Source organism: Streptomyces sp. NPDC048504, assembly GCF_043200035.1.
Taxonomy (GTDB): Bacteria; Actinomycetota; Actinomycetes; order Streptomycetales; family Streptomycetaceae; genus Streptomyces.
In genome coordinates this window covers 266882-293559 of sequence record NZ_JBICXA010000008.1, presented here as the reverse complement: position 1 = coordinate 293559, position 26678 = coordinate 266882, and the positions used below count along the sequence as shown (strand labels likewise).

The following is a 26678-nucleotide window of genomic DNA, read 5'->3' as shown; positions in this document are numbered from 1 at the left end:
CGCCCGCCTCTCTCCCCCCACGCCGACGAGGATTTCGCATGCCCTCCACGAAGAACGTCCTGGCGGTCGTCCCACCCCACATGGGCGGCCGCACCGCGGGAGCCGGACTCGCGACACTGCTGCCCGAGGGGGTGGACGTCATCGTCGTCGAGACGCTCGACGAGGACCCGCAGGCTCTGCGCGCGGCGCACGTCGTCATCACCGCGCTCTCCCCGGTGACCGCCGAACACCTCGCCGCCGCACCGGAGTTGGAGCTGGTGCAGTGCGCGAGTCACGGCTTCGACTACGTCGACCTGGACGCCGCGCGCACCCAAGGGGTCGTCGTCTGCACCATCGGTTCCAGCGGTGCCGAGGCGCAGAACGTGGCCGAGCAGACCTTCGCCCTGATGCTGGCGCTGGCCAAACAACTCGTCCCCGCGCACACCGCACTCGTCGAGGGCGACTGGGCGCTGCCCCGGTTGCAGCGATCCCTGACCGAGCTGTCCGGCAAGACGCTCGGCATCGTGGGACTGGGCGCCATCGGGCAGCAAGTCGCCCGCCGCGCGGCCGCGTTCGACATGACCGTCGTCTACGCCGGCCGACGCCCCGTCCCCGAGGAGACGGCAGCCCGGCTCGGCGGCGCCCGGCACGTCCCGCTCGACGAACTGCTGTGCCTCTCCGACTACGTCAGCCTGCACGCGCCGCTCACCGACGGGACCCGGCACCTCCTCAACGCGGAGCGACTCGCGCTGCTCAAGCCGAGCGCGTTCGTGATCAACACCGCGCGGGGCGCCCTGATCGACCAGGACGCCCTGGCGGACGCCCTCGAAGCCGGGGCCCTCGCGGGTGCCGGTCTGGACGTCTTCGACCCCGAACCCCCCACCCCGGCCCTGCGGTTGCTCAAGGCCCCGAACGTGGTGCTCTCACCGCACGTCGGAGGTGTGACCCGGGAGACGGTGCTTCGGATCGCGCTGGCCGCCGTGCAGAACGCCGCCGGTTACCTGACCGGCAAGTCGCCCTCCGATGTGGTCAGTTGAGCCGGTCCGCGATCTTCGCGGGGCGCGGTGCCGGGGCTCCCGTGCCGGCGATCGACAGGGAACCGGGGCTGGCCGTCACCGAGTCGGTCAGCCAGCGCTGCGCGGTGGAGCCGTCGCGGACCTTGAGGACGATGTCGGCGCCGGGGTCCTCGGTGGTGGAGGTGAGCGCGAGTTCCGCGTTCCAGCGGGGCAGCAACTCGCCCTGCACGGTGAGGTCGTAGCGGACATCGTTGCCGCGCTTCGACTTCGCGTCGGCGCAGGTGCCGAGGACGACGACACCGGCGTCCGCGTGCGAGTCCAGGCACAGCCCGGGGCTCGCCACACTGCGCAGCAGCCCGTCGGTGTCGTACGACCACTCCTGGGTCTCGGCCGACGAACAGACCGCCAGGACGACGCCGGCGCCGGCCTTCGCGGTGCCCCGGATGTCGAGGCACAGGTCGGCGGCGGCGTTGTGCAGTCTCGTCCGCTGGGGTGTGCCGGGGAGCCGGGCGGTGCCGGGTGCCGAGGTCGACACGTGTCCGGAGCCGGTGTTCGTGGTGCTGGAGGCGACGGGACCGGCGGTGCCGCCGTTGTTGTCCGGCCACAGGACGACGGCGAACACCGTCGCGAGGACCCCGGCACTGATCAGGCCGGCGCCGACGAACAGCGTTCGGGGCGACCGTTCCGACCGGGCCGACCTGGCCGCGTCCACGAGACGGCGGCCTGGTGCGGGGATCCGGGACAGCAGCCGGTGCCGTCCCGTGCTGCCGCCGGCGTGTCCGCCGTGCCGGGAGGCGGTCCTCGTCCCTGTCTCGCGGCCGGCGCGGCCGGGCCGTGATGCGAGGTAGGGGCGGGCGCCCCAGCCGAGCACGGCCTCGGCGAGGAGGACACCCAACCCGCCTTCGAAATAGCTGAGTTGTTCGGCGGCGAAACGGCAGTGGCGGCACTGGGCGAGATGCTGCTGGACATCCGGAAGCAGTCCGCCGCCGCGCCGAATCGGGACGTCGAGGAGGCGGTTGTAGAAGCGGCAATCCTGGGTCGGCGCGAGTTCCCGGTGGGCGCGTACACAGCCTTCGCGGAATTTTTCGTGCGCCTGCTGGAGAGCGGCCGACGCGTTGTCGGTATCCATGCCGAGCAGGGCCGCCGGCACGGTTATCGACTCGGCCTCGACCTCGGTGTGCCACAGCAGACACTGGGCGAACGGCGGAAGCGTCTGGAAAGACCGCTCGGCGAGCTTGCGATTTTCCGCCGTCATCGACTTCGCGGCACGCAGGGCGCGGCCCCCGGAGGGATTCCCCAGGTCGGGAACAACACTGGATATTCGTTCTTCCGTCGACCACTCCCGGATCGTGTCGCGCACGGTCAGCAGCAGCCGGGGCCGCAGCGCGACGCCGTGTTCGCCGAACGTCAGCCGGTCGAACACCCGGTGGAAAGCGGCCGCGGCGGCCATGGCGGGCACGGACCCCTCGGCGGCGAGACAGATGCCCGCGTAATCCTCGACCGGCCGCCAGTGCCGTGCCATGAGCAGCGCGACGGAATGAGCGGCCTCGCCCTCCGGACGGCCCCGCAGCCGGGCGGCCAGGGTCTCGTCGGATTCCTCGGGGGCCCCGCCGTCCGGCGGCGGGTAAGGAGGACGAGGGGGATGCGGGATGGACACGGAGTGGATTCCTCGGATTCGGTTCATCAACAGGTCAATGAGCCCCGGGCATTACCCCCGCGCGGGTGTTTCACCCTTGCACAACCCACCCTGCCCAACAAGGCACTTGGGTAACTTCCATACCATTGAAAGAAAGTCAGATGCGGCGACAACTCGGTTCACCAGCACGGGCTTTCGACTTTCCATGCGCCCCGTGTGAACCATGCGCACACGCCGGTGCGCCACGCACGCTCCCGGCACACGGCTCACCGCGGTCCACTGGGTTCGGCCCTTCTCGGAGGCCACGCGCTGGACGGCGGCTCTCCCGCGCCAAACGGCCGCCGACCCTGCTCCTCCCGCCCTCGGTCGGCGGCCCCGAGGGCGGGGGCGGCCCACCCCCGCCCTCCCACCATCAGGCCCCGGTCCCACCGATGGTGTCGAGCTCCGCGATCGCGTCGGCGGGCAGCACCAGGTCCGCGGCGGCGATGTTGTCCCGCAGATGGGCACGGGACGAGGTGCCGGGGATCAGGACGGTGGTGGCCGACCGCTGCAACAGCCAGGCCAGGGCGACCTGTTGGGCCGAGACGTCCAGCCGCGCGGCCACCTCGGACAGGGTCCGCGACTGCAGCGGGGTGAAGCCGCCGAGCGGGAAGTAGGCCGCGAACGCGATGTTCTCGGCGGCACACCGCTCGACGAGGGCGTCGTCCTCCCGGTTGGCCAGGTTGTACAGGTTCTGCACGGTGACGACCGGCGCGATGGCCTGGGCCTCGGACAGCTGGGCGGCGGAGACCGTGCTCACCCCGAGATGCCGGATCAGCCCGGCCTTCCGCAGCTCGGCCAGGGCGCCGAACTCCTCCCCGATCGACTCCTCGTAGACGCCGTGACCGGTGCCGACCCGCAGGTTCACCACGTCGAGCGCGTCGAGCCCGAGGTTGCGGAGGTTGTCGTACACCTGCGCCTTGAGGTCCTCGGGGTGCCGGGACATGATCCAGCCGCCGTCGGGGCCGCGCCGGGCGCCGACCTTGGTCACGATGCGCAGGTCGTCCGGGTAGGGGTGGAGGGCCTCCCGGATGATCTCGTTGACGACGACGGGGCCGTAGAAATCGCTCGTGTCGATGTGAGTGATGCCCCGCTCGACGGCCTCGCGGAGGACGGCCACCGCCTCGGTGCGGTCCTTCGGCGGGCCGAAGACGTGGGGGCCGGCGAGCTGCATGGCGCCGTATCCCATGCGGGTGAGGGTGAGGCCCTCGGCGAGGGTGAGGGTGCCGCCGGAGACGGTGTCGGCCATGTTGGCGCGCCTTTCGGTAGGTGATACGTGCTGCTTCCTGTCACCGACTCTGCGCCCGTCCCGGCTGAGCAGGCAGTACCCGGATGTTCCTGGTAGTGACAGGGACACGCACCTCCGAAGATTCGGACCTACGGTGGTGGGTGTGGACAGCATGAACGCGCTCGGGGAGTTTCTGCGGGCCCGCCGGGAGCGGGTCCGGCCCGAGGACGTGGGTCTGAGCGGTGGCGGGCTGCGCCGGGTGCCGGGGTTGCGCCGGGAGGAGGTCGCCCTGCTGGCCGGCATCAGCTCCGACTACTACCTGCGGCTGGAGCAGGGCCGCGACCGCAACCCGTCCGCGCAGGTGCTGGAGGCGCTGGCCCGGGTGCTGCGCCTGGACGCCTCCGCGACCGCCCATCTGCTGAGCCTCGCGCAGCCGGAGCGGCCGGCCGTGTCCCGCAGACGGGTCAGACGGCCCGAGGCGGTACCGACGAGCGTCCGCGAACTGCTCGACACCTGGTCCGGGCAACCGGCGTATGTGCAGAACCGGTTCACGGACTGCCTCGCGGCCAACGCGCTGTGCCGGGCGCTGTCCCCGAACTACACGCCGGGTGTGAACCTGCTGCGGGCGGTGTTCCTCGACCCCACCGAGCGTGAACTGCGCCGCGACTGGGAGGAGTTGACCGCCGAGGGCGTGGCGACCCTGCGCGGCCACATCGGCCCCGACGTCGACGAACCCCGGCTGGTGGAGCTGGTGGGCGAACTGTCCGTGCGCAGCGACCGCTTCCGGCTGCTGTGGAGCCGCCACGAGGTACGGCCCATGCTCGGCCGGACCAGCCTCCTCACCCACCCGCTCGTCGGCGACTTCGAACTCCGGTCGAACAAGTTCGAGATCCCGGGCACGAACGCGCTGAGCATGGTCGTCTTCCACGCCGAGCCGGGGAGCCGGAGCGCGGAACTGCTGGGGTTGCTGGGCAGCCTCGCCGCGTCCGACGGCGTCGCGCGCGAGGAGAGCCCGCGGTCGCACGAGGAAAACGCACGCCTCGACGAGGACCGCTGACACAGGACCGCTGACTGGCACTTCCGAGCTGCGGCTCAGGCCCGCTGCTCAGAACCGCGGCTCGGACCCGCTGCTCGGTACCGTCGCTCAGATCTGCCAGGAACGCAGCCGGTCCGCCGCGCCGTAGACATCCGTCTTCCCGGAGATCAGATCGCGGGCGAGGTCGACGAGGGCGCCGTAGGGCGGATCGATGCCTACGCCACTGACGAACATGTAGGCGACGGCCGTGGCGCAGGCGAAGCGGGCGTTGGCCGAGGGCAGCGGCTTGAGCAGGGCGAGGGTGTGCAGCAGGGCGGTGGCCCGCCAGGCCGGGTCGGAGTCGATGCCGAGGCGGGGCGGGTCGACGCGGTGTCGGGCGACGGCGGCCACTAACGCCGAGAAGTCGTTGATGGTGGGCTGATCCGGCAGGACTTCCTCATGGCGCTGGAGCAGCCAGGGCACGTCGATATGGATGACGGGGATGACCGGCATGCGTCAGGCGACCCGCCCCTCGCCCTTGGCCGCCGGTTCGTCGTCGGGGAACGCGGCGGCGAACTCGTCGGCGTGCGTGGCGAAGAACCGGCGGAAGGCCTCGGCGCCCTCCTGCAGCGCCCGGTGCCGGGCTATGTCGGCCGCGGCCGCCTCACGCACCAGAGCCTTCATCGACGTACCGCGCTCCTTGGCGATCTGCCGCAGGTCCTCTAGCTCGCGGTCGCTGAACTCCACGTTGAGAGCTGGCATGCCAACACGGTACCGCTCAGGTACTTAACCGTAAATACCCCCAGGTCAAGAGCTACGCCCGACGGTACCGAGCGGGCCTCAACTCCATGTCCGAATCCCGCCGGTCCCGACCCCGATTCCGGAGCAGACTCATTCCCATGACCACGATCTACACACTCACCGACAGCCCCCTGGGCGAGCTGCTCCTGACCGGCGAGAGGTCGGCCGACGGCACCCTCCTCACCTCCCTGACCATGCCGGACCACCCGACCATCGATGCCGAGTGGGAGCGCGACGACCAGGCCTTCACCGAGGCCAACCGCCAACTGTCCGCGTACTTCGCCGGACACCTCACCCACTTCGAACTCCCCCTCGCCGCCGAGGGAACGGAGTTCCAGCAGCGGGTCTGGCAGGCCCTCGACGAGATCCCGTACGGCACCACGACGACATACGGCGCACTCGCCGAACGCCTGGGCGTACCGCGCGCCGAAGTCCGGGCGCTGGGCGCGGCCCTCGGCGCCAACCCGCTGCTGCTGGTGCGCCCGTGCCACCGCGTGATCGGCGCGGACGGCTCGATGCGGGGTTATGCCGCCGGCGTCGAACGCAAGGTCCAACTGCTCACCCACGAGGGCGCGTTGCAGCCGATGCTCGGCTGACGAACGGAGAACGTCATGCGTATCACCGAGGCGCGGCAGCGCACGCAGAACACCAACTGGTCCGCTCTGGCAGAGGAGTTGGACCTGTACGGCAGCGCGCCGACCGCACAGTTGCTGACGCCGGCCGAGTGCCACGACCTGGCAGCCCTCTACGAGAAGCCGGAACGGTTCCGCACCACGGTCGACATGGCCCGACACCGCTTCGGCTCCGGCGAGTACCGCTACTTCACCCACGACCTCCCCGCACCGGTAGCCGCCCTGCGCGCCGCGCTCTACCCGCGCTTGCTCCCGATCGCCCGCGACTGGGCGGCCCGACTCGACCGCCCGTCCCCCTGGCCCGACGATCTCGACGAGTGGCTCGCCCGCTGCCACGACGCGGGCCAGGACCGTTCGGCCCAGATCCTGCTCCGCTACGGCGAGGGCGACTGGAACGCCCTCCACCGCGACGTCTTCGGCGAGTTGGTCTTCCCGCTCCAGGTGGTGATCGGCCTGGACGAGTACGGCACCGACTACACGGGCGGCGAGTTCCTGATGGTCGAGCAGCGGGCCCGAGCCCAGTCCCGGGGTACCGCGACCCCGCTCCAACAGGGCCACGGCCTGGTGTTCACGACCCGCGACCGCCCGGTGCAATCGAAACGCGGCTGGTCGGCGGGGGCCATGCGACACGGGGTGAGCACCGTACGCTCCGGCCAACGGCACGCGCTGGGGCTGGTGTTCCACGACGCGACTTGAGGGAACTGATGAACTCCGTCGCAGCCCAACGCCCCTGAAAGACCGGCGAAGCCAGGTCTCTCAGGCGCGCGGGGCTGTATCAACATGCGGCTCCGCCGCGCGGGCGCGCCCAGCCCCCGCTCACCCGCACCCACTAGCCGCCCCAGAGCCCCCGCCGCCGATAACTCCCCTCCCAGAACAGCCGGTTGAGCACCCGCACCGGCGCAGGAAAAGCCCCCAGGAACCGCTCACGGTCCACCGCCGACACCCCGTCCACAAGCCACGGCACGAACACCGCAGCCCCACGCAACCCCTGCGTCTCCCGCATCCGCCCGGTAAAAGCCCCCCAGTCCGCCCCGGTCAGCACCTCCCCCATCAACGGCAACGCCCCGTCCTCCTCATGCTTGAGGTGATCGTCAAGCGTGGCCCGCAACGCCCTTACAAGATCAGGGAGTTCGAACGCCCGCTCAGCCAGCGCAGCGTCCACCGCGTCCAACAGCGGGTCGATACGCCCATGCTCCGCCTCCATGTCATCGAGCAGCGCAAGGTCCCGCACCCGCCCCGCGACCCGTTCCCGAACCCGCGGCCACAGATCACTGTCCTCCGCGGTGTGATGGACATGCAGTTGGTGCTTGAAGTTCTCCCACCCGGCGAGAACAGGACCGGTATGCGCCCGCCCTCCCGCGACCGCCGCGGCGAGCCGCTCCAGATCGCGCCGGAACGCGTCGTGGGAGGCGTACATGGGCGTGAAGTCGATAGTCATCGTGCGGCTTCCTCCAGCTCGGGCTCGGACATGGGCAGGGCGTGCGGATTGGCGGACGGCCCGTGGTGTCGTCGTACGGCGAGACACGCGAGCGCGCCGGTCAGCAGGACGGCGACGGCGACATAGACGGCGGGGCCCATCGCATCGACGAAGCCGTGCCCGAACACCTGGCTCCCGAGGGCACGCATCCGCTCGGCGATGTCATGCGGAACCCCGGCAGGCGCACCCCCTTGCTGCCCGGCACCGACGTCGGACTCCGCCTTGGAGATCGCGGCGACGAACGACTCCCGGTAGGCGACGGGGAGTTGACCGGCCCGCGCCCGTGCCTGCTCGGTCAGGGAAGAGGCGAGCTGCGCCTGGAGCACCGCCCCGATCACAGCACCGGCAAGCACCGAACCGACCTGCCGCAGCGCGTTGGTGACACCGGACGCGGCGCCCGCGAGCCGGGGCGGGACGTTGCGCATGACCTCCGTGGCCATGGGCGCGAAGGTGCACCCGACACCCAACCCCGTGAGGAACAACGGGAACGCGATGGTCAGCCAGCCCGTGCCGACGTCCGCGACACCCACGACCCACACCAGTCCACCCGCCCAGGCGAGCAGCCCGCCCATCAGGATGAACTTGCCGCCGACCTTGTCCGCGAGCGCCCCGGCGGGCCCGGCCATGACGAACGAGCCGAGCGCCACCGGCAACAGCACGAGCCCGGCCTTCTGCGCGCTGAAGCCGAGCACGGACTGGAGGTAGATCGTCAGGGTCAGGAACATCCCGACCACGCCGAACGACACGGTGACGCCGACGAAGTTGATGAGGCTGAAGTCGCGGTCCTTGAACAGCGAGAAGGGGACCAGGGGTTCGCCGTTCTGCTGTCCGCGCTCGTGCAGCAGGAAGCCGGCGAAGAGGACGACGGCCGCGCCGAACAGGCTCCAGATCCAGGCGTTCCAGTCGTACCGCTGCCCTTCCGTCAGCCCGAACGCCAGGCAGAACAGGGCAGTTGAGGCAAGGGTGACGCCGAGGGTGTCGAAGCGGCGCCGTACCGTCCGCCGGGCGCCCGGGATGATCGCCATGGTGAGGACGAGCACCAGCGCGCCGATCGGCAGGTTGACGAAGAAGATCCAGCGCCAGGACAGATGGGTGATCAGCACCCCGCCCAGGATCGGACCCAGCGCGCCGGAGACGCCCGCCACCGCGCCCCAGATGCCCATTGCGACACCGCGCCGGTCGGCCGGGAACACCTCGGCGATGATCGACAGGGTCTGCGGCATGAGCAGCGCCGCGCCCGCGCCCTGCACCGCGCGGAACCCGATGAGTTGGGCGGGGTCCTGCGCGAGGCCGCAGGCGAGGCTGGCCAGGGTGAAGACGGTGACTCCGGCGGCGAACAGGTTCCGTTTGCCGCGCAGGTCGCCGAGGCGTCCGCCGGTGATCAACAGGACGGCCAGCGCCAGGGTGTAGGCGTTGACGATCCACAGGATCTCGTCCAGGGACGCGTCGAGGTCCTCTCCGAGCTGGGGGATCGCGATGTTCACGATCGTCAGGTCGAGGAGGGTCATGAAGAACCCGAGCGAGAGCGTGATGAGGATCGCCCAGGGGTTGCCGTGCCACTTCTTGAACACGATGTCGACTCCTTACGTCCGACTGCGCGTCCGACCGCACGTCGGACTCGCGTTCAAGAGGGCCGACCGGCCGACTGGTGTGACACGGCGCGAATTTCCCGAGACGTACGTCACATTCAGGCCGTCGGCTGTCACATTCCGACCCCCGCCGCCCCTCGCAGTTGTGAGCACGCCACTGGGGAGGCGCATACATGTCCGAGATTTCCGGGATCGCTGTCACCGATGAGGCAACCGCTGTCTTCATGGACCATCGGGAGCTGCTGTTCGGCCTCGTCTACAACATGCTGGGCAGCGTCGCCGACACCGACGACGTCCTCCAGGAGAGCTGGCTCTCCTGGACGTCGCGCGCCCGGCGCTCCCCGCTCGACACCATCACCAACCAGCGCGCCTATCTCGTCCGCATCGCCGTCAACCACGCGCTGCAGCGCCGCGCCACGATCACCCGCCGCCGCGAGACGTACGTAGGCCCGTGGCTCCCGGAGCCGTTGGTCGACCAGCCCGCCGACGACGATCCCGTGGACCCCGCCCTGCGCGCCGAGTCCGTGTCGATGGCCATGCTGGTCGTCCTGGAGTCGCTGACCCCGCTGGAGCGCGCGGTCTTCGTCCTCAACGAGGTGTTCGGTTACGCCCACACCGAGATCGCGGACATCATCGAGCGCACCCCGGCCGCCGTGCGGCAGCTCGCGCACCGGGCGCGGGCCCATGTGCACGCGCGGCGGCCGCTGTACGAGGCGCATCCCCGGGTGCGACGGGAGGCGACCGAGCGGTTCGTGCGGGCCGCGATCGGCGGGGACATCGCCTCGCTGATGGAGATCCTCGCGCCGGACGTCACGGTGTGGACCGACAGCGGGGGCAACCGGAAGCCGGCGGGACTGCGCCCGGTGCACGGGCGGGACAAGGCCGTCCGCCTCATCAACTCGTTCGCGGCCCGGCGCCGCGGCCCCCAGAACCTGGAGCTGCGCTACCGCCGCGTCAACGGCGACGACGCGGCCGTGCTGTTCGAGGGCGACTCGCCGTACGCGGTGATGGTCATGGACCTCACGCCCGAGGGCGACCAGGTGTCCGGCGTCTACATCGTGACCAACCCCGAGAAACTCACGCACGTGCACAAGAACGAGGAGGAGGACCAGTGACCGGCACTTCCACCCCCTCGCGGGGCGAACGCGTCGCCAACTGGTTCGACGGCCGCCTCGGCATCCACACCCTCGGCAAGCAGTATCTGCGGAAGGTGTTCCCGGACCACTGGTCGTTCCTGCTCGGCGAGATCTGCCTGTACAGCTTCGTGGTGCTGATCCTGACGGGCGTGTACCTCACCCTGTTCTTCCACCCGTCGATGAACGAGGTGACGTACCACGGGAGTTACGTCCCTCTCAACGGCATCCGCATGTCCGACGCCTACGCCTCGACCCTGCACCTCAGCTTCGACGTGCGGGGCGGGCTGCTGGTCCGGCAGTTGCACCACTGGGCGGCGCTGGTGTTCATCGCCGCGATGCTCACGCACATGATGCGGCACTTCTTCACGGGCTCGTTCCGCAAGCCGCGCGAGCTCAACTGGCTGTTCGGTTGGACCCTGTTGTTCCTCGGCCTGTTCGAGGGCCTCTTCGGCTACTCGCTCCCGGACGATCTGCTGTCGGGCACGGGCATGCGCTTCGTGGACGGCGCGCTGCTGTCGGTGCCGATCGTGGGGACGTACCTCTCGATGTTCCTGTTCGGCGGCGAGTACCCCGGCCACGACATCGTGTCCCGCTTCTACTCGCTCCACGTCCTGCTGATCCCCGGCGTCATGGCGGCACTTGTGGTCGTCCACATCCTCCTGGTCGTCTACCACAAGCACACCCAGTTCGCGGGCCCCGGCCGCACCGAACGCAACGTGGTGGGGGCCCCGTTCATGCCGGTCTACCTCGCGAAGGCGGGCGGCTTCTTCTTCCTGGTCTTCGGCGCCCTCACCCTCCTCGCGGCGGTGGTCTCGATCAACCCGGTCTGGTCGTACGGCCCTTACCGCGCCGACCAGGTCTCGACGGGCGCCCAGCCCGACTGGTACCTGGGGTTCGCGGAGGGTCTGGTGCGGGTGATGCCCGGGTGGGAGGTCACGGTGTGGGGGCACACGCTGGTCCTCGGGGTGCTGATCCCCATCATCGTCTTCCCGCTCCTCCTGGTCCTCATCGGCGTGTACCCGTTCCTGGAGTCCTGGCGGACCGGCGACAAACGCGAACACCACCTCCTGGACCGCCCCCGCAACCGCCCCACCCGCACCGGCATCGGCGTGGCCTGGATCAGCCTCTACCTGATCCTCCTGGCCGGCGGCGGCAACGACATCGTGGCGACCCGCCTCCACCTGTCGATCAACACGGTGACGTGGGCGGTGCGGGTCGCGGTGTTCGTCGTACCGACGGTCGCCTTCGTCGTGACCCGCCGCATCTGCCTGGGGCTCCAACTCCGGGACGCGGAACTGGTGTTGCACGGCCGTGAGACGGGCGTGATCAAGCGTCTGCCGCACGGCGAGTACGTGGAACTGCACCGGCCGCTCGACCAGGCGGAACTGCACACGTTGACCGCGCACAAGCGCCCGAGGGAACTCGTGGAACGCGAGCCCTGACGCCGCCACCAGGCCGGCCGCGGATCCCTCGCGAGCAGTCCCGCTGATCATCCCTGATCCGCCGCGAACGACGCCATCCACGCCAACGCCGCGTTCCAGTTCACCGCCGTCTCGTTGGTCGACCAGGACTGGATGTCGTCGATGTAGCAGAACTGGCCGACGCAGCCGAGGAGTTTGCTCTGTGCGTAGGGGTCCTGGATGGAGGAGTTCGCGCCCCCCGCCAGCGTGCCCCGCGGCGGGTTCGGGAGGTTCGGGTCGAGTTCGTGGGCGTACCAACGGCTGTGCTCGTTGTGGGAGTTGGCCTCGCCGTAGCCGGTGACGTACGACATGTTGAGGGCGTTGCGGCCGAAGATGTAGTCCATGCTCTGGAGCGCGCCGTCACGGTATTTCGCGGCGCCGGTGAGGTCGTACGCGGTGGCGATGACGTGCGCGTTGTTGAGGATCTGGCTGTTGGAACCCCAGTCGTAGAGGTTGCCGGGCGGCGCGTACGGCATGCCGTACGGCTGGGTTCGCAGCGTGGTCAAGTAGGTGTTCGCGCCCTCGATCACCGAGCGGCGCACCGTGTCCCGGCCGGGCAGACGGCTGGGGACCGTCGCGAGGTCGAGTCGGCCCAGTGCCGCCGTGCGCGCCCAGTCGAAGCCGAGGCTGCCGAAGATGTCGGCCGTGTTGAGAGGGGAGTTGACGATGTAGTCCGCGAACTGCCGTTCCCCCGTGGTGAGATACAGCTCGGCGGCCGCCCAGTAGAACTCGTCGGTCGCGTTGTCGTCGGGGTAGGCGCCACCGCCGATGCCGTCGTTCGGGTCCGGGTACACCGAGGGGTGCGCGACCGCCGCCGCCCACGCCTTCCTCGCCGCGGCCAGGGACTTCGCCGCGAACTCCCGGTCGTAGGGCCGGTACAGGCGTGCCGCCTGTGCCGCGGCCGCCGCGAGGTTGAGCGTCGCCTGGGTGGTCGGCGCGTGCAGTTCACGTTTCTGGGGGTCCTGGCTCGGGAGCAGCGGGAGCCCCGTCCACTGTTCGTCGTGGACCTTGTCGTGGGCCATACCGGCCAGCGGCTGCCCGTCCGGTACCTGCATCTTCAGTAGGAACTCCAGTTCCCAGCGGGCCTCGTCGAGCACGTCCGGCACCTTGTTGCCGCTCTCCGGGATGGCGAGCGTCCCGTCGCGCAGTTTGGCCGGCTGACCGGTGCGGGCCAGGTGTGAGCGCTCGTAGGTGCTGAGCAACTCCCAGGTGGAGATACCGCCGTTGACGACGTACTTGCCGTGGTCCCCCGCGTCGTACCAACCGCCGGTGACGTCAAGTGTGTAGTCGCACAGGCCGGGTTGGCAGGGCACATCGGCATCGCCCTGGTTGGGGGCGACGTTCAGGTGACCGGCCGGTCGGGCGTAGGCGGGGCGCAGGTCGTCGCGTATCCCGATGCCGCTGCGCTGGGTGTAGTAGTACTTCAGCGAGTCGAGGCGCAACTGTTCATACGCGGCCGTCCCGATGTCGAACGGGCGGCTCGTCTCCCCGTCGGCCGCCAGCGTGAAGCCCTCGCCGCGCCCCCGATACGAGCCGAAGTCGATCGACTGGACGTTCTGTCCGGAGGCCACGTCGGTGCCGCGCGGCACGGTCCGCCCGTGTGCGACGACGGCGCCCGTCGCGTTCTTCAACTCCCAGGGCAGCACGGACGTCGACGCGGTCACCAGGGTCGCGTTCTTCGGCCCACCGGGCAGATAGGCGAGCTGGTTCACCCGCACACGCGGCCCGGTGTCCGGCTCGTACACCTCCGGCGGCACCCCGCCCAACAGCGACACGTCGTCCATGCAGAAGTGCCAGGCGTCCGTGCCGCCGCCGAGCTGGAAGGCGACCTGCCCCTGCGTGGTGTCGACGGGCGAAGTGAACGTGTACGCATAGGAGTTGCCCGACCCGCTCAGCTCGGGACTGACCTCGTAGTAGGTGTCGTACGGCGCCACCGACAGCCCGACGATCGCCCGCGCCACCTGCCCCTCTGGCGAACCGGACGCCGTGAAGGCGAACTTGTACGACTCGCCCTTTACCAGCGTGATGTCGTTCTGGCCGACGGCGGCGTCCCAGCGGTTCGTCGTGCAGCCCGGCACATCCGCGCAGAGCTGTCCGTCGGACAGACCGGCGGTGACGTTGCTCGTCGTCCACCAGGGTTCGGTGGTGGTGTCGAAGGTGCCGTTCCTGACCTGCTCGACCTCGTCGGCCCCGGCCGGGCCGGCCGGCAGGGCGGTGAGCGCCGCCGCGAGGAGTGCCGTGGCGGCGAGCAGGGTCGTTCTGCGTCGTTTCACGTCTGAGCCCCTTACGGACGCGGGAGCGCTCCCACCGACTGCGGACGCAGGCCATGCTGTTCGAGACATGACACCCCGTCAACGGTCCGGACAGGCCAGATTCCCGCCCGGACCGCTGACACGTTCCCGTCCGGATCGTCGACGGGTTACGGGTCCCCTATCCGGCCGGTGCCTCCAACTTGCTGATCCGGAACGCCCCTTGAGCCGTCCCGGGGTGAGCGCTCCTCAGCGTCAGCCGCACCCGCGTTCCACGCACGGCGCCGAAGGTGACGACGGTCGGGGCATCCGAAACGGTGGCCCAGGCGACGGCGGTCCCCTCGACCGGCACCCACCTGTGCCCGTCCCACACCGCGACCGCGACGGCCGCGGGCAGACTGTGCGTCGCATCCACGGTGAACGACACCTCCACCCGGTCGAAGGACCGCCCCCTCCCCCAGTCCACCGACACCCAGTCCTCCTCGCGCGCACCACTGAACGCCGGCAGCAGAGCCGTGGCCGACTTCGAGAAGGCGTTGGACCAGCCGGTGGCCGTGTCACCGTCGAGCATGGCGGCGGGGAGCGTGTCGGGCCGACCCGAGTAACTCGCGTCGGCGTAGGGATAGTTGGGCGGCGCAGGATAGTCGGCCTCGAATCGCGGCGCCGACGTCGTGGCCGCATCCCGACCCGGTGCCGTCCGCACCGTCACCGCGCCGCCCCGCAGCCCTTCCGCCCGCGCCGTCACCTTCAGCGAGCCCGCCCGCGTGCCGGACCGCACGATCGCAAGTGCCTTGCCGTGGAAGGCGGTTCGGGTGCTCGCCTGATAGCGCTCGACGCTCTCCTCCCGGCCGTTGTCGAGCCCGGCAAGTGACCCGCCCTTCACCTCGAAGGCGATCAGATCCTCCGCGTCGGGCAGGACGACACCGTGGGCGTCGACGACCTCCGCGGTCACGAAGACCAGTGAACGGCCGTCGGCGGCGAGGGACTTGCGGTCGGCCGTGACGCGCACGGCGTGTGCGGCACCGGCCGTACGCAGCACATCGGAAGCGACCACCTTCCCGTCGCGGCTCGCCACGGCCTTCAACTCGCCCGGCTCGTACGGGACTTTCCAGGTCAGGTGGAGTTTGCCCGCGCTGCCGTTCGGACTGGTGTAACTGCCCGGGTAGGGGCCGCTGGTGAAGGTCTTGTCGTCGCCGGTGGCCTCGGTGGTCTCCAGGTAGGTGCGTCCGTCGGTGGTCTTCTTGGTATCGAACTCCCTTGTCCCCAGGGACTTTCCGTTGAGGAACAGCTCGACGGTGTCGACGTTGGCGTACGCCCACACCTCGACCGTGTCCCCGGGCTCGTGGTTCCAGGTCATCGGCACCAGATGGACCATGGGCTCATCGACCCACTGGCTGCGGAAGAGGTGGTACATGTCCTTCGGGAAGCCGGCCGTGTCGACCGCGCCGAAGAAGGACGCCTTGACCGGGAAGACGTCGTACGGCGTCGGCTCCCCGATGTAGTCGATGCCCGACCACAGGAACTGGCCCGCGAACCACTTCCGGTCACGGTCCTTCTTGTGCCCGTACTCGCCGCTCATCGTCCAGGAGGCGAGGTTGTTGTCGTACGACGAGGTGTCGCGTCGGCCCGGGGTGTGGTTCTCGCCGGTGTTCAGGTGCTCCGGCTCCTGGTAGGCGCCGCGGGTCGAGGTCTCCGAGGAGGACTCCGACTCGAAGAGGAACAGGTCCGGATAGGCCGCGTGCAGGCCGTCGACCGACTTGGCGGTGTTGTAGTTGAGGCCGAGTCCGTCGAGCTTGGCGAGCATGAGGTCGGCCGCGGAACCCTTGGCGGGCACCCCGTGGTACTTGTTCGAGCCGATGACCACGGGCCGGGTGTCGTCCGCCGCCTTGATCGCGCCGATGATGCGGTCGGCCATCGCGAGGCCCGCTGTGGAGGTCGAGTCGGGGATCTCGTTGCCGATGGACCACAGCACCACGGCGGGCGAGTTGCGGGCGGCGAGGACCATCTCGGTGGCGTCCCGCTCGCACCAGTCGTCGAAGAACCGGTGGTAGTCGTAGGTCGTCTTGCCGGTGTGCCAGCAGTCGAAGGCCTCGACCATCATCACGATGCCCAACTCCTCGCAGGCCTCGATGATTTGCGGCGAAGGCGGGTTGTGCGAGGTGCGGAAGGCGTTGACGCCCATCGACTTCATGATGCTCAACTGCCTGCGTACGGCGTCGATGCTGATCGCGGAGCCGAGGGCGCCCTGGTCGTGGTGGAGGTCGACGCCCTTGATCTTGGTGTGGGTGCCGTTGAGGGAGAAACCCTCGTCCGGGTCGAAGCGGTAGGTGCGGATGCCGAAGGGGGTGCTGTACGTGTCGACCGTCCTGCCGGCCACCCGCAGTTCGGTCTCCAGGGTGTAGCGGTGGTCCGGGGTCCCGATGTCCCACAACTCGGGCTTGGGGACGGCGAGTTCATGAGGTTCGGTTGCGCGGTCGGTGACAGCGACCGTGGAGGAGGCGCGGGCCACGGTCCGGCCGCCGGGGTCCACGACTCTCGATCCGACCTCGACCTCGCTCGCGGTGCCCGACTCGTTCACCACGGTCGTCCGCACCCGTACGACGGCTCGCTCGGTGGTGACGTCCGGGGTCGTGACGTACGTGCCCCAGCGTTCGACGTGCACCGGTTCGGTGATGACGAGGCGGGCCTCGCGGTAGATGCCGCTGCCCGAGTACCAGCGGCTGCTGGGGAGTTGGTTCCGCACCTGCACCGCGACGACGTTCTCCGTGGTGCCGTCGGTGTGCAGCAGGTCGGTGAGGTCGAGGGCGAACCCCGTGTATCCGTAGGGGTGTTGGCCGACCTGCGTGCCGTTGCAGTGGACGTACGAGTCCATGTAGACGCCGTCGAACTCGACCGAGATCCGCTTGCCCGCGAAGGCCGGCGGCAGGGTGAAGGCGATCCGGTACCAGCCGAGGCCGCCGGGGAAGAACCCGGTGCCGCTGGTCGTGCCGTATGCCGTGGTGGGGGTCTGTTCGATGCTCCAGTCGTGGGGGACCGCGACCTGGCGCCAGGCCGAGTCGTCGTAGTCGGGTGCGGCGGCCTCGGCGTAGGCGCCGGTCGAGTCGGTGATCCCGCCCGGGTTGACCAGCGCGAAGCGCCAGCCGTCCCGGAGGGGGACCGTGTGGCGGCCGGACACCCCCGCCACGGCGGCGCGTGCGTCCGGGGCGGACAGGAGTGACGCGGCCGTCGGCGCGGCCGTGGAAGCGATCAAAACCGATCTGCGAGTGACCGTCATGGCGGCTCTCCCTCATCAGGGCCCAGAAGTACTCACAACTGATCGTGACCGAACAGATTCTGACGGGGTGCCACGCGGGGCCGTCAAGGGTGCGGAGGCGGACAGCTGTCCTGTGGGCCACTTCGACCGGTTTTCCCCCTTGACCTTCGCGACCGTCGGCCCTGGGGGTTCTCGTCCGCGCGAGACTGTGACGCACTAGGCTGGAACACAAGTGACGCGCCTGTTCACTGTGAGTGTGCGCAATGGAGTGGCGACGATGAGACCGGTCTACCCGTTCGACGATGCCGCGACGGCGCGGGTTGTCATCGACGACGCGGGCACTCTGGTGGAGTGGAACGACGGGGCCAGGCGGCTCCTCGGCCACACCGCGGACGAGGTCGTGGGCCGCCCGGCCGTGCGGTTGCTGGCCGGCGGTGCCGAGGCGCTGCCCGGGATCACGGGTGCCCGCTGGGACGGCACGGTCTCGTTGCGCCACCGCGACGGGCGCGCCGTGCCCGTGTGGCTGCTGGCCCACCACCGGCGACCCCGGGACGGCGGGCCTGGCGACTGGCTCGTCGTGACCCCGTTGGAGGGAGGCGGTCCGCCCGCCTCCGAGGACCCCCTCGCGACCGCCGCGCTGACCCAGTCGCCGTGTGCCATCGCGGTCTACGACGAGCGGCTGCGGCTGAGCCGGGTCAACGACGCGATGGCCGACGTGATCGGGCTGCCCGAGGAGCGCATCCAGGGGCTGCGGATCACCGAGATCGGCGGGAAGACGCAGAGCGCGGAGCTGGAGCAGTACATGCTGCGCGTGCTCACCTCCGGCACCGCCGAGGACTTCCAGATCTACATGCGCACCGGCGGCGAGGACACCGCGCACGCGTGGCTGGCCCGGATGGCGCCCATCACCGACGCCGAGGGACGGGTGCGGGGCGTGTGTCTGGCCGCGCACGACTTCACCGAGAACTACCTGTCGCGCGAGCGGCTGCAACTCGTCAACGAGGCGAGCGTCCGCATCGGCACCACCCTCGACGTCACCCGTACGGCCCAAGAGCTCGCGGACGTCTGCGTGCCGGCGCTCGCCGACTTCGTCAGCATCGACCTGCTGGACCCGCAGGAGCACGGCGGCGAGCTCCCGACGGCGATCACCGCGCCGATCCGGCTGCGCCGGACCGCCCACCAGTCGGTGCAGCAGGGCAGCCCCGAGGCCGTCGCCAAACCGGGCCAGCTGAACCTGTACCCGGAGCAGTCCCCGCAGGCCGACGCGCTGGTCGCGGGCCGCACGCTCGTCGCCTCGGGCCAGGCCCTCGAACTCTGGCTCGCCTGGGACCGCACCCGCACCAGGCGCGTCGAGGAGTACGGCATCCACTCCTCGATGGCCGTACCGATCCAGGCCCGCGGCGTGACCCTCGGCGTGGCGGTCCTCACCCGGTACCGGCGCATCGACCCGTTCGCCGACGACGACGTCCTGCTGGCCGAGGAGGTCACGGCCCGCGCCGCCGTCTGCATCGACAACGCCCGCCGCTTCTCCCGCGAACGCGAGACCGCACTCGCTCTCCAACGCAGCCTGCTCCCCCGCAAACTCCCGCGCACGGCCGCCCTGGAAGCCGCCTCGCGCTATCTGCCGGCGGCGCGCGCCGGGGTCGGGGGCGACTGGTTCGACGTGATCCCGCTGTCCGGGATGCGGGTCGCCATGGTCGTCGGGGACGTCGTCGGCCACGGCATCCAGGCCTCCGCCACGATGGGCCGGCTGCGCACGGCCGTCCGCACCCTCGCCGACATCGACCTGGCCCCCGACGAGCTGCTGACCCACCTCGACGACCTCGTCGTACGGCTGTCCGCGGAGGCCGGCGGCGAGGGCAGCCCGGGTGAGGTCGGCGCGACCTGCCTGTACGCCGTGTACGACCCGGTGTCCCGCCGCTGCACGCTGGCCCGCGCCGGACATCCGCCGCCGGTCATGATCCGGCCGGGCGGTCCGCCCGAGCCCGTCGACCTGCCCGCGGGGCCCCCGCTCGGCCTGGGCGGGCTGCCCTTCGAGTCGGCCGAGTTCGAGCTGCCCGAGGGCACCGTGCTCGCCCTGTACACCGACGGGCTGATCGAGAACCGCGAGCGGGACCTCGACGACAGTCAACGGCTGCTGTTCGACGCCCTGTACGCCCCCTCGGACTCCCTGGACGAGACCTGCGACCGGATCCTGCACGCCGTGCTCCCGCCGGGCGGGGCGGCCGACGACGTGGCGCTGCTGCTGGCCCGCACGCAGGGACTGCCCGCCGAGCAGGTCTCGACCTGGGACATCCCGGCCGACCCGTCACTCGTCGCCCCGATCCGCAAGCAGGTCGTGGAACAGCTCGACGCCTGGAACCTGAGCGAGGCCGGGTTCACGGCCGAGCTGGTGGTGAGCGAGCTGGTCACCAACGCGATCCGCTACGGCGCGCACCCCATCCGGCTCCGGCTGATCCATGACGCGACCACGCTGATCTGCGAGGTCTCCGACACCAACCACACGGCCCCGCACCTGCGCCGCGCCAAGACCTGGGACGAGGGCGGCCGCGGGCTGCTGCTGGTCGCGCAGCTCACCCAGCGCTGGGGCAGCCGGCACACGACGGACGGCAAGACGATCTGGGCGGAGCTTTCCCTCTTCGACGAGATCTGAGCCGTGTCAGGAGAGGTCGGTCAGCCAGGGCCTGACCTGGCGGCGGGCCTCGTGCAGCCGGGACTTGAGGGTGCCGAGCGGGATGCCGAGGCGCTCGGCGATGTCGGCGTACTCCAGGTTGCAGATGTCCCGGTAGACCAGCGGCGCGACCAGATGCGGCTGCTCCCGCTCCAGGCGCTCCAGCGCCTCCAGGAGGTCGATCTTCGAGCCGGCGATCACGCTCGTGGTGCGCGGGTCGACGTGCTGTGTCACGTCGATCACAGCCGGCTGCTCGGCGGCCCGCCGCTTCAGCTCGCGGTACTTCTGCCGCGAGCCGTTGGCGACCACCGTGTAGAGCCAGGTACTGAAGAGGCTCCGGCCCTCGAACGTGCCGATCTTCCGGGCGACTTGCATCAGTACGTCCTGCGCCGCTTCCTCGGCGTCCTCGCGGCACGGCAGGAAGCGCCCGCACCGCCTCAGGACCTCGGGGCCGATCGACCGCAGCAGCTCGTCCAGGGCACCCGTGTCACCGGCCGCGGCCCGCCGCGCCAGCTCCTCGGTCCGTCCCGCGTCCCGCACTGGATCCACTCCTCCGCCTCGGTCTACGAGCAGGCATGATAGTCGCATGCACTTCGTCGAACAGATCGGCCGCTACAGACTCGAACGCCGCCTGGGCACCGGCGCGTTCGGCACGGTCTGGCTCGCGCACGACGACGTGCTCGAAGCGCCGGTGGCCGTGAAGGTCCTCGCCGACAACTGGGCGCACCGCCTCGACATCGTCGACCGTTTCCTGTCCGAGGCCCGGCTGCTGCGCCGGGCCGACTCGAACCGGGTGGTGCAGGTCTACGACATCGGTGAGCTGCCCGACGGACGGCCGTACTTCGTCATGGAGTACGCCGACGCCGGCACCCTCGCCGATCTGCTCACCGCTGGTCCGCTGCCCGTCTCCGAGGCGCTGCGGCTGACCGCGCTGGCCGCCCGGGGCGCCGCCGCGCTGCACAAGGCGGGGATCGTCCACCGCGACATCAAGCCGACCAACGTGCTGCTGCGCACCGCCCCGGACGGCAGCTACCGCGTCCTGCTCGCCGACCTGGGTCTGGCCAAGAGCCTGGCGCAGGGGTCGGGCCTCACCCTGGCCGCCGGTTCAGCGGGCTACCAGCCGCCGGAGCAGGCACAGCCCGGGTACGGCATCGACGAGCGCGCCGACGTGTACAGCCTGGGCGCGGTCGGCTACGAGCTGGTCACCGGCACGGTCCCCGGAGCGCCCGGACAGGTCGTACGGCCGGACCGGCTGCGGCCGGACGTGTCCCCCGACGTCCAGCGGGCCCTGCTCCGCGCGCTGGACCCGGACCGGGAGAAGCGTTGGCCGACGGCGCGGGAGTTCGCGGAGGAGCTGGAGCGGCTGGCCGCCGAGGCTGCCCCGACGCGCAAGCAGCGCAGGCCGCACAGCCGGCACCGGAGTGTCGCGCTGATGACGGGGCTGTTCGTCGTGGTGGCCGCCGGAGCGGCCACCGCGGTCCTGAACCTGCCCTCGTCGTCCGGGAGTTCCCAGCTGCGGGTCAAGGACAGCACCGGCCGGATCGTGGCCGAGGTGCCCAACGCGTGGGGCCGTCAGCTGCGTGACTCGGGCTGGAATCCGCAGGCGCTCGGTCTGCAGTCCGGGAACGAGCCGGGACTGGCCGTCGCCGACGACCTGTCGAAGTGGCCGGACCTGTCGGCGGACGTGAACGGCGTGTTCATCGGCCTGAGCGAACACGGCAGCGTGACGACCGAGGTGGACGGCATCGCCCACTCCGGCTGTCACTACGACGGCAGCCACGCCTATTCCAGCGCCACCTGGCGCGGCACGATCCGCACCTGGAGCGACTGCTCGGGCAGCACGGGCACCCTCTCGGAGACCGCGCTCCGCATGGTCGGCGGCGCCGCGCAGCCCCAGGTGTACGTCCAGATCCGGCAGCACAGCGGTGACGCGACCGCGCGCATACTCCGGTCGCTGCGGGTCACCTGATCACTGTCGACATCACTGTCGGAAAAAATCCGGTGATCCCGCGAACCTTTCGACGCGCACCCGCATCGGACCCTTGTGACAGCGCGCGAGGCGCTGTGCGGTGAACCTCCAGGAGTGTTGAAGATGGCGAACACGTCTCAGTCCCGGCGCCGGGCGGCCCTGCTCGTGAGCGCCGTGGCCGTACTGGGCCTGACGACGGCCTGTGGCGACGGCAGCGGCACGGTGAGCAGCCCGCAGACCCAGTCGGGTACGGCCGCTCCCGCGGGCGGCGACCCCACGACCAACGGGTCCGGCACGCCGGCCTCCACGTCGAGCGGCACCAGCACCGCCACCGGCTCGGACTCGACCTCGTCGGGTTCCTCCACGTCGACCTCCACGTCCTCGGGCTCCGGCGGCACGAGCACCGGCACCGGCACCGCGAGCAGCAGCCGGTGCCACACCTCCGAGCTGAAGGCGAAGGTCGGCGGCAACGACCCGGGCGCCGGGCAGGAGAACTTCCCGATCGTCCTCACCAACACGTCGGGCCGTACGTGTACGGTCCGCGGCTATCCCGGCGCCGCGTTCGCGAACGCGTCCGGCACCCAGCTGGGCCCGGACCCCCAGCGCGAGACGGGCACCACGGCCGCCACGGTCACGCTGAAGCCGGGGCAGAGCGCCTGGGCCGGCCTGACCTTCTCCAACCCGGAGATCAGCGGCGCGAAGACGGCGACCCCCGCCACCCTGGTGGTCACCCCGCCGGACGAGAAGGACCCGCTGAAGGTGACGTGGACGAACGGCGCGGTGCCCGTGTCGGGCAACTCGTCCTCGGTGCGTCTGACGGTGTTCAGCGCGGGTACGGGTTCCTGATCACGGGTTGCCCGCAGCGGCCTGGTTACATGGGGCGGGCACCACGTCCCGCGTCCCGGAGGACCGTCCCCTGAACACCCCGCTCGCCGAAACCCTCTCCGTCGTCCTGCTCGTCGCCGTCCTCGTGTGGGCCGTCGTCCGTCCCCTCGGGTGGCCGGAGGCGGTGATGGCGGTCCCGGCCGCCGGGATCGCCGTGGCCACCGGGGCGATCTCGCTCGACCACGCGCGGGCGGAGGCCGAGCAGCTCGGGCCGGTGGTCGGGTTCCTCGCCGCAGTCCTCGTGCTGGCCCACTTCTGCGATGTCGAGGGCCTGTTCCGGGCCTGCGGGGCCTGGATGGCGGAGTGGGCGAAGGGCAGCCCGAGCCGGCTGCTGACGGCGGTGTTCGCGCTGGCCTCGCTGATCACGGCCGTCCTGAGTCTGGACGCCACCATCGTGCTGCTGACGCCGGTCGTGTTCGCGACGGCGTCCCGGATGGGGGTCCGTCCCAAGCCGCACGTCTACGCCTGCACGCACCTCTCGAACACCGCCTCGCTGCTGCTGCCGGTCTCCAACCTGACGAACCTCCTCGCCTTCGCGGCGAGCGGCCTGAGCTTCACCCGCTTCGCCGGGCTGATGGTGCTGCCCTGGCTGGTCTCGATCGGCGCCGAGTACCTGGTGTTCCGGCGCTTCTTCGGCCGCGACCTCGCGGCGGCCGCGCCCTCCCCGGCCTCCGGCGACAAGCCCGAGCTGCCGGTGTTCGCGCTGGCGACCGTCGCCTGCACCCTCGCCGGGTTCGTGCTGACCTCCGCGATCGGCGTCGATCCGGCGTGGGCCGCGCTGGCGGGCGCCCTCGTCCTCGCCGGCCGGGCGCTGCTACGGCGCCAGGCGACCCCGCTCACGGTCGTGCGGGCCACCGCGCCGTCCTTCCTCGCGTTCGTGCTGGCGCTCGGGATCGTGGTGCGGGCCGTGGTCGACAACGGGCTCTCCGACGCGCTCGGGCACCTCCTGCCCGGCGGGACCGGCATCGCGGCCCTGCTCGGGATCGCCGCGCTGGCCGCCGTACTGGCGAATCTCATCAACAACCTGCCGGCGGTGCTGGTCCTGCTGCCGCTCACCGCGCAGTCCGGGCCCGGGGCCGTGCTCGCCGTGCTGCTCGGGGTGAACATCGGGCCGAACCTGACCTACGCCGGGTCGCTCGCGACGCTGCTGTGGCGGCGGATCGTCCATCAGCACGAACACGGCGTGGATCTCAGGGAGTTCACGAAGCTGGGGCTGCTCGCCGTGCCGTCCGCGCTCGTCCCGGCGGTGCTGGCACTGTGGGTGTCGCTCCAGGTTCTCTGACACCGAGGGAGGCCGAATGCGTGTGATCGCCTGGCTGGTCGAGGGCACATGGCCCGCCTGTGTGGACGCCGTACGGACGCACGCGCCGGAGGCGGACGAGGTGGTGCTGCTGCATGTGAGCGGGCCGGATGTGCCCGGTGTCGCGCACGGGGCGTTCGCCGGGCTGCTCGGCCGGGGTGCTCCCCAGCGTGATCCCGGGACCCGGCTGGAGGATCTCGGCAGTACGTCGGCGGCGGAGCTGCTGGACGCGGCGGCCGAGCGGCTCGGGCGGCCGTGCACCCGGATGGAACGGTCCGGGCGCGTGGAGCGCGAGGTGGTGGCCGCCGCCGGGGACGCCGATCTGCTGGTGCTGGCCCGCGACGGCGACCGGGCCCGGCTCGGCCCGCACAGTCTCGGGCCCGCCGTCCGGTTCGCCGTCGATCACGCGCCCTGTCCGGTGCTGCTGGTGTGGCCGGAGGCGGCGCCGGGCATCGCGACCCTGCCGCCTCCGCCACCGCCGCACCACTGAGGTTCAGCGACCGCCGTGGTACCCGCCGCCGTACCCGCCACCGCCGTAACCGCCGCCTCCGGACCAGCCGCCGCCCTGACCGTTGCCCTGGCAGTACGACGGGTAGTAGTCGCAGTAGTCCATGGTCGGGGCCGAGGTCGTCGGCGTGGACTGCGGGGTCGACGCGCTCGGCGTCGGGGTGGGCGTGGCTTTCGGCGTCTTCGAGGGCGTCGGGGCGGCCTTCTTCGTCGTGGGGGTCGGCGAGCCGGTGCTGTCGGTGTCCCAGTTGACGACCTGCATCTGCGGGTCGGCCTTCGACGTGTCGAAGACCCAGCGCTGGGCCGAGCCGTCCGCCCGGTTCTTCAGGACGAGGGCGCCGCCGCCGTCGGTGGAGGCGGGGGTGAGGGCCAGGTCCTGGTTCCAGCGCGGTACGAGGATGCCCTGGAGGGTGAAGTCGTAGCGGATGTTCTTCGCGGTCGCCGAGGACGTGCCGGTGCAGGGGGCGAGCTGTACCTCGAAGGCGAGGTGCGAGTCGAGGCAGAGGCCGGGGTCGGCGGTGCTGCGCAGCCGGCCGTCCGTCTCGTACGACCACTGCTGGCCGGCCGCCGAGGAACAGGTCTGCAGTTCGGCCTCGTTGCCCTTGAGGGGCTTGTTGCCGGCGACGCCGATGCACAGGCCGGACTCGACGTTGTGCAGCCGGCCGCTGAGCGTGCCCTGGGTGGTGTCGTTCTTGCTGGCCCAGGAGGGGTCGGCGGATTCCTTGCCCGTGCCGGCGGCGCCGGCGGCCTGGTTCTCCGTGGTGGTCTTGTCGCCGCCGGAGCCGCCGACGGACCACAGGACGAGCGGGAGGACGACCAGTCCGCTCACGGTCAGCACGGCCACGGCGAGGTTGCGGCGGCGGACGCGCCGGGCCGCCTTGTGAGCCGATCTGAGTTCGCCGCGCCGCGGGCCCGGCTGCACCGCGAGTTCGGTCGAGGCGGACGACACCTCGGCGGGCAGCGCGCGGCTGCCGGCCCTGACCTCCAGATAGGCCCGCGCGCCCCAGCCGAGCACCGCTTCGGCGAGTGCGATGCCGAGCCCCGCGTTGAACTGGTTCAACTGGTCGGCGGTGTACCGGCAGTGCTTGCAGACGCTGAGGTGCATGGCGAGGTCCGGGTCGACCTCCGCGCCGCCGCGCCGGAAGGTGACGTCCAGCAGCCGGATGTAGCGCATGCACTCGTCGTCCTGGGCGAGTTCGCGGTGGACCTGGAGGCACTCCTCGCGCAACCGGCCCCGGGCGCGCCCGAGTTCGATGTCGGCGCCCTCTTCGTCGAGGCCCAGCAGTCCGGCGGGTATCGAGAAGGGTTCGGACTCGACCTCGATGTGCCACAGCAGCGTGCGGGCCGACTGGGGCAGTCGCTGGAACGCCCGGGAGAGCAGGCGCCGTTCGGGCACGGGCAGCATCCGGGCCGCGCCGCGATCGCCGTCGCCGCTCGCCCAGCGCAGATCGGGGTGGAGCATGTCCTGCCGGTGGTCGGCGACCCATTCCGCGGCGATACGGCGGACGGTGACGAGCACCTGGGGACGCCAGGCCGCGGTCGGTCCCGACTGCCGCAGGGATTCCCCGAAGAGCCGGGTGAAAGCGGCCGTGGTGAGCATTCCGGCGTGGTGCGGTCCGTCGGTGCACAGCCGCGCATAGGCGAAGGCCGCTTCCCAGTGCCGGTCCAGCAGTTCGCCGACGGGTTGCAGCGCGGGCGTCGTCCCCGTCCACTTCTTCAGCTCGGCGCTGAGCTGCTCGTCGGTCACTTCGAAGTGGTGAGCGGAAGTCGGGGAATTCGAGGGACCTGCGTCCTTCACGGCTGCATTCCTCCAGGTGAAACGTGGAATTCGGCCCA

Annotated in this window: 21 protein-coding genes; 11 read left to right on the top strand and 10 right to left on the bottom strand. The window is 70.8% G+C overall.

The genetic code is table 11. From position 1 onward, the window contains the following. The first annotated feature begins 38 nt into the window (after window positions 1-38). The gene (locus ACGFY9_RS21995) at window positions 39-1016 is read left to right on the top strand and encodes a 2-hydroxyacid dehydrogenase (protein WP_393756460.1); all 978 of its coding nucleotides are present in this window, start codon (window positions 39-41) and stop codon (window positions 1014-1016) included. On the opposite strand, the gene ACGFY9_RS21990 is transcribed toward ACGFY9_RS21995, so the two are convergent. Both ACGFY9_RS21990 and ACGFY9_RS21985 read right to left on the bottom strand, forming a co-directional pair. Continuing rightward, entirely contained in the window at window positions 1009-2652 is a 1644-nt protein-coding gene (locus tag ACGFY9_RS21990; RefSeq protein WP_393756458.1) for an RICIN domain-containing protein, read from the bottom strand. The two genes, ACGFY9_RS21995 and ACGFY9_RS21990, sit on opposite strands and share 8 nt — an antisense overlap. Before the next feature lie 391 nt (window positions 2653-3043). Then, window positions 3044-3919: an oxidoreductase gene (locus tag ACGFY9_RS21985; RefSeq protein ID WP_393756456.1), complete on the bottom strand. Its 876-nt coding sequence runs from the start codon at window positions 3917-3919 to the stop codon at window positions 3044-3046. A gap of 142 nt (window positions 3920-4061) precedes the next feature. On the opposite strand from ACGFY9_RS21985, the gene ACGFY9_RS21980 reads away from it, so the two are divergent. After that, window positions 4062-4955: a helix-turn-helix domain-containing protein gene (locus ACGFY9_RS21980; protein WP_393756454.1), complete on the top strand. Its 894-nt coding sequence runs from the start codon at window positions 4062-4064 to the stop codon at window positions 4953-4955. An 87-nt stretch (window positions 4956-5042) separates the two neighbouring features. Here ACGFY9_RS21980 and ACGFY9_RS21975 read toward each other — a convergent pair whose 3' ends face one another. Next, window positions 5043-5426 (bottom strand): toxin Doc, encoded by a 384-nt coding sequence (locus tag ACGFY9_RS21975; RefSeq protein WP_393756452.1) that lies wholly within the window; start codon window positions 5424-5426, stop codon window positions 5043-5045. A gap of 3 nt (window positions 5427-5429) precedes the next feature. Then, window positions 5430-5675: a hypothetical protein gene (locus ACGFY9_RS21970; RefSeq protein ID WP_318020629.1), complete on the bottom strand. Its 246-nt coding sequence runs from the start codon at window positions 5673-5675 to the stop codon at window positions 5430-5432. 137 nt (window positions 5676-5812) lie between these two features. Between ACGFY9_RS21970 and ACGFY9_RS21965 the strand changes: the two genes are divergently transcribed. Together ACGFY9_RS21965 and ACGFY9_RS21960 are read left to right on the top strand one after the other, a co-directional pair. Then, entirely contained in the window at window positions 5813-6310 is a 498-nt protein-coding gene (locus tag ACGFY9_RS21965) for a methylated-DNA--[protein]-cysteine S-methyltransferase (protein WP_393756450.1), read from the top strand. 15 nt (window positions 6311-6325) lie between these two features. Beyond that, window positions 6326-7042, top strand: coding sequence for a 2OG-Fe(II) oxygenase (locus tag ACGFY9_RS21960; protein WP_393756448.1), 717 nt, complete (start codon window positions 6326-6328; stop codon window positions 7040-7042). Between the two features lie 133 nt (window positions 7043-7175). On the opposite strand, the gene ACGFY9_RS21955 is transcribed toward ACGFY9_RS21960, so the two are convergent. Continuing rightward, window positions 7176-7784, bottom strand: coding sequence for a hemerythrin domain-containing protein (locus tag ACGFY9_RS21955; RefSeq protein ID WP_393756446.1), 609 nt, complete (start codon window positions 7782-7784; stop codon window positions 7176-7178). After that, on the bottom strand, window positions 7781-9394 hold the full coding sequence (locus ACGFY9_RS21950; RefSeq protein WP_393756444.1) for a DHA2 family efflux MFS transporter permease subunit: 1614 nt from the start codon (window positions 9392-9394) through the stop codon (window positions 7781-7783). Before ACGFY9_RS21950 ends, ACGFY9_RS21955 begins: the two co-directional genes overlap by 4 nt. Window positions 9395-9585: 191 nt before the next feature. On the opposite strand from ACGFY9_RS21950, the gene sigJ reads away from it, so the two are divergent. Both sigJ and ACGFY9_RS21940 read left to right on the top strand, forming a co-directional pair. Then, window positions 9586-10527 (top strand): RNA polymerase sigma factor SigJ, encoded by a 942-nt coding sequence (sigJ, locus tag ACGFY9_RS21945; RefSeq protein ID WP_393756443.1) that lies wholly within the window; start codon window positions 9586-9588, stop codon window positions 10525-10527. Further along, on the top strand, window positions 10524-11990 hold the full coding sequence (locus tag ACGFY9_RS21940; protein WP_393756441.1) for a cytochrome bc complex cytochrome b subunit: 1467 nt from the start codon (window positions 10524-10526) through the stop codon (window positions 11988-11990). The genes sigJ and ACGFY9_RS21940 overlap by 4 nt, the downstream gene beginning before the upstream one ends. Window positions 11991-12037: 47 nt before the next feature. Here the strand turns inward: ACGFY9_RS21940 and ACGFY9_RS21935 are convergent, their stop codons facing one another. Together ACGFY9_RS21935 and ACGFY9_RS21930 are read right to left on the bottom strand one after the other, a co-directional pair. Then, window positions 12038-14281, bottom strand: coding sequence for a glycoside hydrolase family 9 protein (locus ACGFY9_RS21935; RefSeq protein WP_393756439.1), 2244 nt, complete (start codon window positions 14279-14281; stop codon window positions 12038-12040). A 157-nt stretch (window positions 14282-14438) separates the two neighbouring features. Next, window positions 14439-17531 carry a glycoside hydrolase family 2 TIM barrel-domain containing protein gene (locus ACGFY9_RS21930; protein WP_393756437.1) on the bottom strand — a complete coding sequence of 1031 codons (3093 nt, stop codon included), beginning with the start codon at window positions 17529-17531 and terminating at the stop codon, window positions 14439-14441. Window positions 17532-17787: 256 nt separating this feature from the next. On the opposite strand from ACGFY9_RS21930, the gene ACGFY9_RS21925 reads away from it, so the two are divergent. Further along, on the top strand, window positions 17788-20163 hold the full coding sequence (locus tag ACGFY9_RS21925; RefSeq protein ID WP_393756435.1) for a SpoIIE family protein phosphatase: 2376 nt from the start codon (window positions 17788-17790) through the stop codon (window positions 20161-20163). Between the two features lie 6 nt (window positions 20164-20169). Here the strand turns inward: ACGFY9_RS21925 and ACGFY9_RS21920 are convergent, their stop codons facing one another. Then, window positions 20170-20721: an RNA polymerase sigma factor gene (locus ACGFY9_RS21920; protein WP_393756433.1), complete on the bottom strand. Its 552-nt coding sequence runs from the start codon at window positions 20719-20721 to the stop codon at window positions 20170-20172. A 46-nt stretch (window positions 20722-20767) separates the two neighbouring features. Here ACGFY9_RS21920 and ACGFY9_RS21915 point away from each other — a divergent pair, with 46 nt between their 5' ends. The 4 genes from ACGFY9_RS21915 to ACGFY9_RS21900 all read left to right on the top strand — a co-directional run bounded on the left by ACGFY9_RS21915 (window position 20768) and on the right by ACGFY9_RS21900 (window position 24825). Beyond that, window positions 20768-22150: a serine/threonine-protein kinase gene (locus ACGFY9_RS21915; RefSeq protein ID WP_393756431.1), complete on the top strand. Its 1383-nt coding sequence runs from the start codon at window positions 20768-20770 to the stop codon at window positions 22148-22150. A 123-nt stretch (window positions 22151-22273) separates the two neighbouring features. Beyond that, window positions 22274-22996, top strand: coding sequence for a DUF4232 domain-containing protein (locus tag ACGFY9_RS21910; RefSeq protein WP_393756429.1), 723 nt, complete (start codon window positions 22274-22276; stop codon window positions 22994-22996). Window positions 22997-23003: 7 nt separating this feature from the next. Then, window positions 23004-24317 carry an arsenic transporter gene (locus ACGFY9_RS21905; protein WP_393756427.1) on the top strand — a complete coding sequence of 438 codons (1314 nt, stop codon included), beginning with the start codon at window positions 23004-23006 and terminating at the stop codon, window positions 24315-24317. A gap of 16 nt (window positions 24318-24333) precedes the next feature. Continuing rightward, window positions 24334-24825: a universal stress protein gene (locus ACGFY9_RS21900; RefSeq protein ID WP_393756425.1), complete on the top strand. Its 492-nt coding sequence runs from the start codon at window positions 24334-24336 to the stop codon at window positions 24823-24825. A gap of 3 nt (window positions 24826-24828) precedes the next feature. Here ACGFY9_RS21900 and ACGFY9_RS21895 read toward each other — a convergent pair whose 3' ends face one another. Continuing rightward, window positions 24829-26640 carry a ricin-type beta-trefoil lectin domain protein gene (locus ACGFY9_RS21895; RefSeq protein ID WP_393756423.1) on the bottom strand — a complete coding sequence of 604 codons (1812 nt, stop codon included), beginning with the start codon at window positions 26638-26640 and terminating at the stop codon, window positions 24829-24831. Window positions 26641-26678: the final 38 nt, after the last annotated feature.

Excerpts from the sequence above, each read along its gene's own strand:
- ACGFY9_RS21900 (WP_393756425.1), top strand. The coding sequence starts at position 24,334 with ATGCGTGTGATCGCCTGGCTGGTCGAGGGCACATGGCCCGCCTGTGTG.
- ACGFY9_RS21925 (WP_393756435.1), top strand. The coding sequence starts at position 17,788 with ATGAGACCGGTCTACCCGTTCGACGATGCCGCGACGGCGCGGGTTGTC.
- ACGFY9_RS21985 (WP_393756456.1), bottom strand. The coding sequence starts at position 3,919 with ATGGCCGACACCGTCTCCGGCGGCACCCTCACCCTCGCCGAGGGCCTC.
- ACGFY9_RS21955 (WP_393756446.1), bottom strand. The coding sequence starts at position 7,784 with ATGACTATCGACTTCACGCCCATGTACGCCTCCCACGACGCGTTCCGG.
- ACGFY9_RS21960 (WP_393756448.1), top strand. The coding sequence starts at position 6,326 with ATGCGTATCACCGAGGCGCGGCAGCGCACGCAGAACACCAACTGGTCC.
- ACGFY9_RS21930 (WP_393756437.1), bottom strand. The coding sequence starts at position 17,531 with ATGACGGTCACTCGCAGATCGGTTTTGATCGCTTCCACGGCCGCGCCG.
- ACGFY9_RS21995 (WP_393756460.1), top strand. The coding sequence starts at position 39 with ATGCCCTCCACGAAGAACGTCCTGGCGGTCGTCCCACCCCACATGGGC.
- ACGFY9_RS21910 (WP_393756429.1), top strand. The coding sequence starts at position 22,274 with ATGGCGAACACGTCTCAGTCCCGGCGCCGGGCGGCCCTGCTCGTGAGC.
- sigJ (WP_393756443.1), top strand. The coding sequence starts at position 9,586 with ATGTCCGAGATTTCCGGGATCGCTGTCACCGATGAGGCAACCGCTGTC.
- ACGFY9_RS21965 (WP_393756450.1), top strand. The coding sequence starts at position 5,813 with ATGACCACGATCTACACACTCACCGACAGCCCCCTGGGCGAGCTGCTC.
- ACGFY9_RS21975 (WP_393756452.1), bottom strand. The coding sequence starts at position 5,426 with ATGCCGGTCATCCCCGTCATCCATATCGACGTGCCCTGGCTGCTCCAG.
- ACGFY9_RS21915 (WP_393756431.1), top strand. The coding sequence starts at position 20,768 with ATGCACTTCGTCGAACAGATCGGCCGCTACAGACTCGAACGCCGCCTG.
- ACGFY9_RS21970 (WP_318020629.1), bottom strand. The coding sequence starts at position 5,675 with ATGCCAGCTCTCAACGTGGAGTTCAGCGACCGCGAGCTAGAGGACCTG.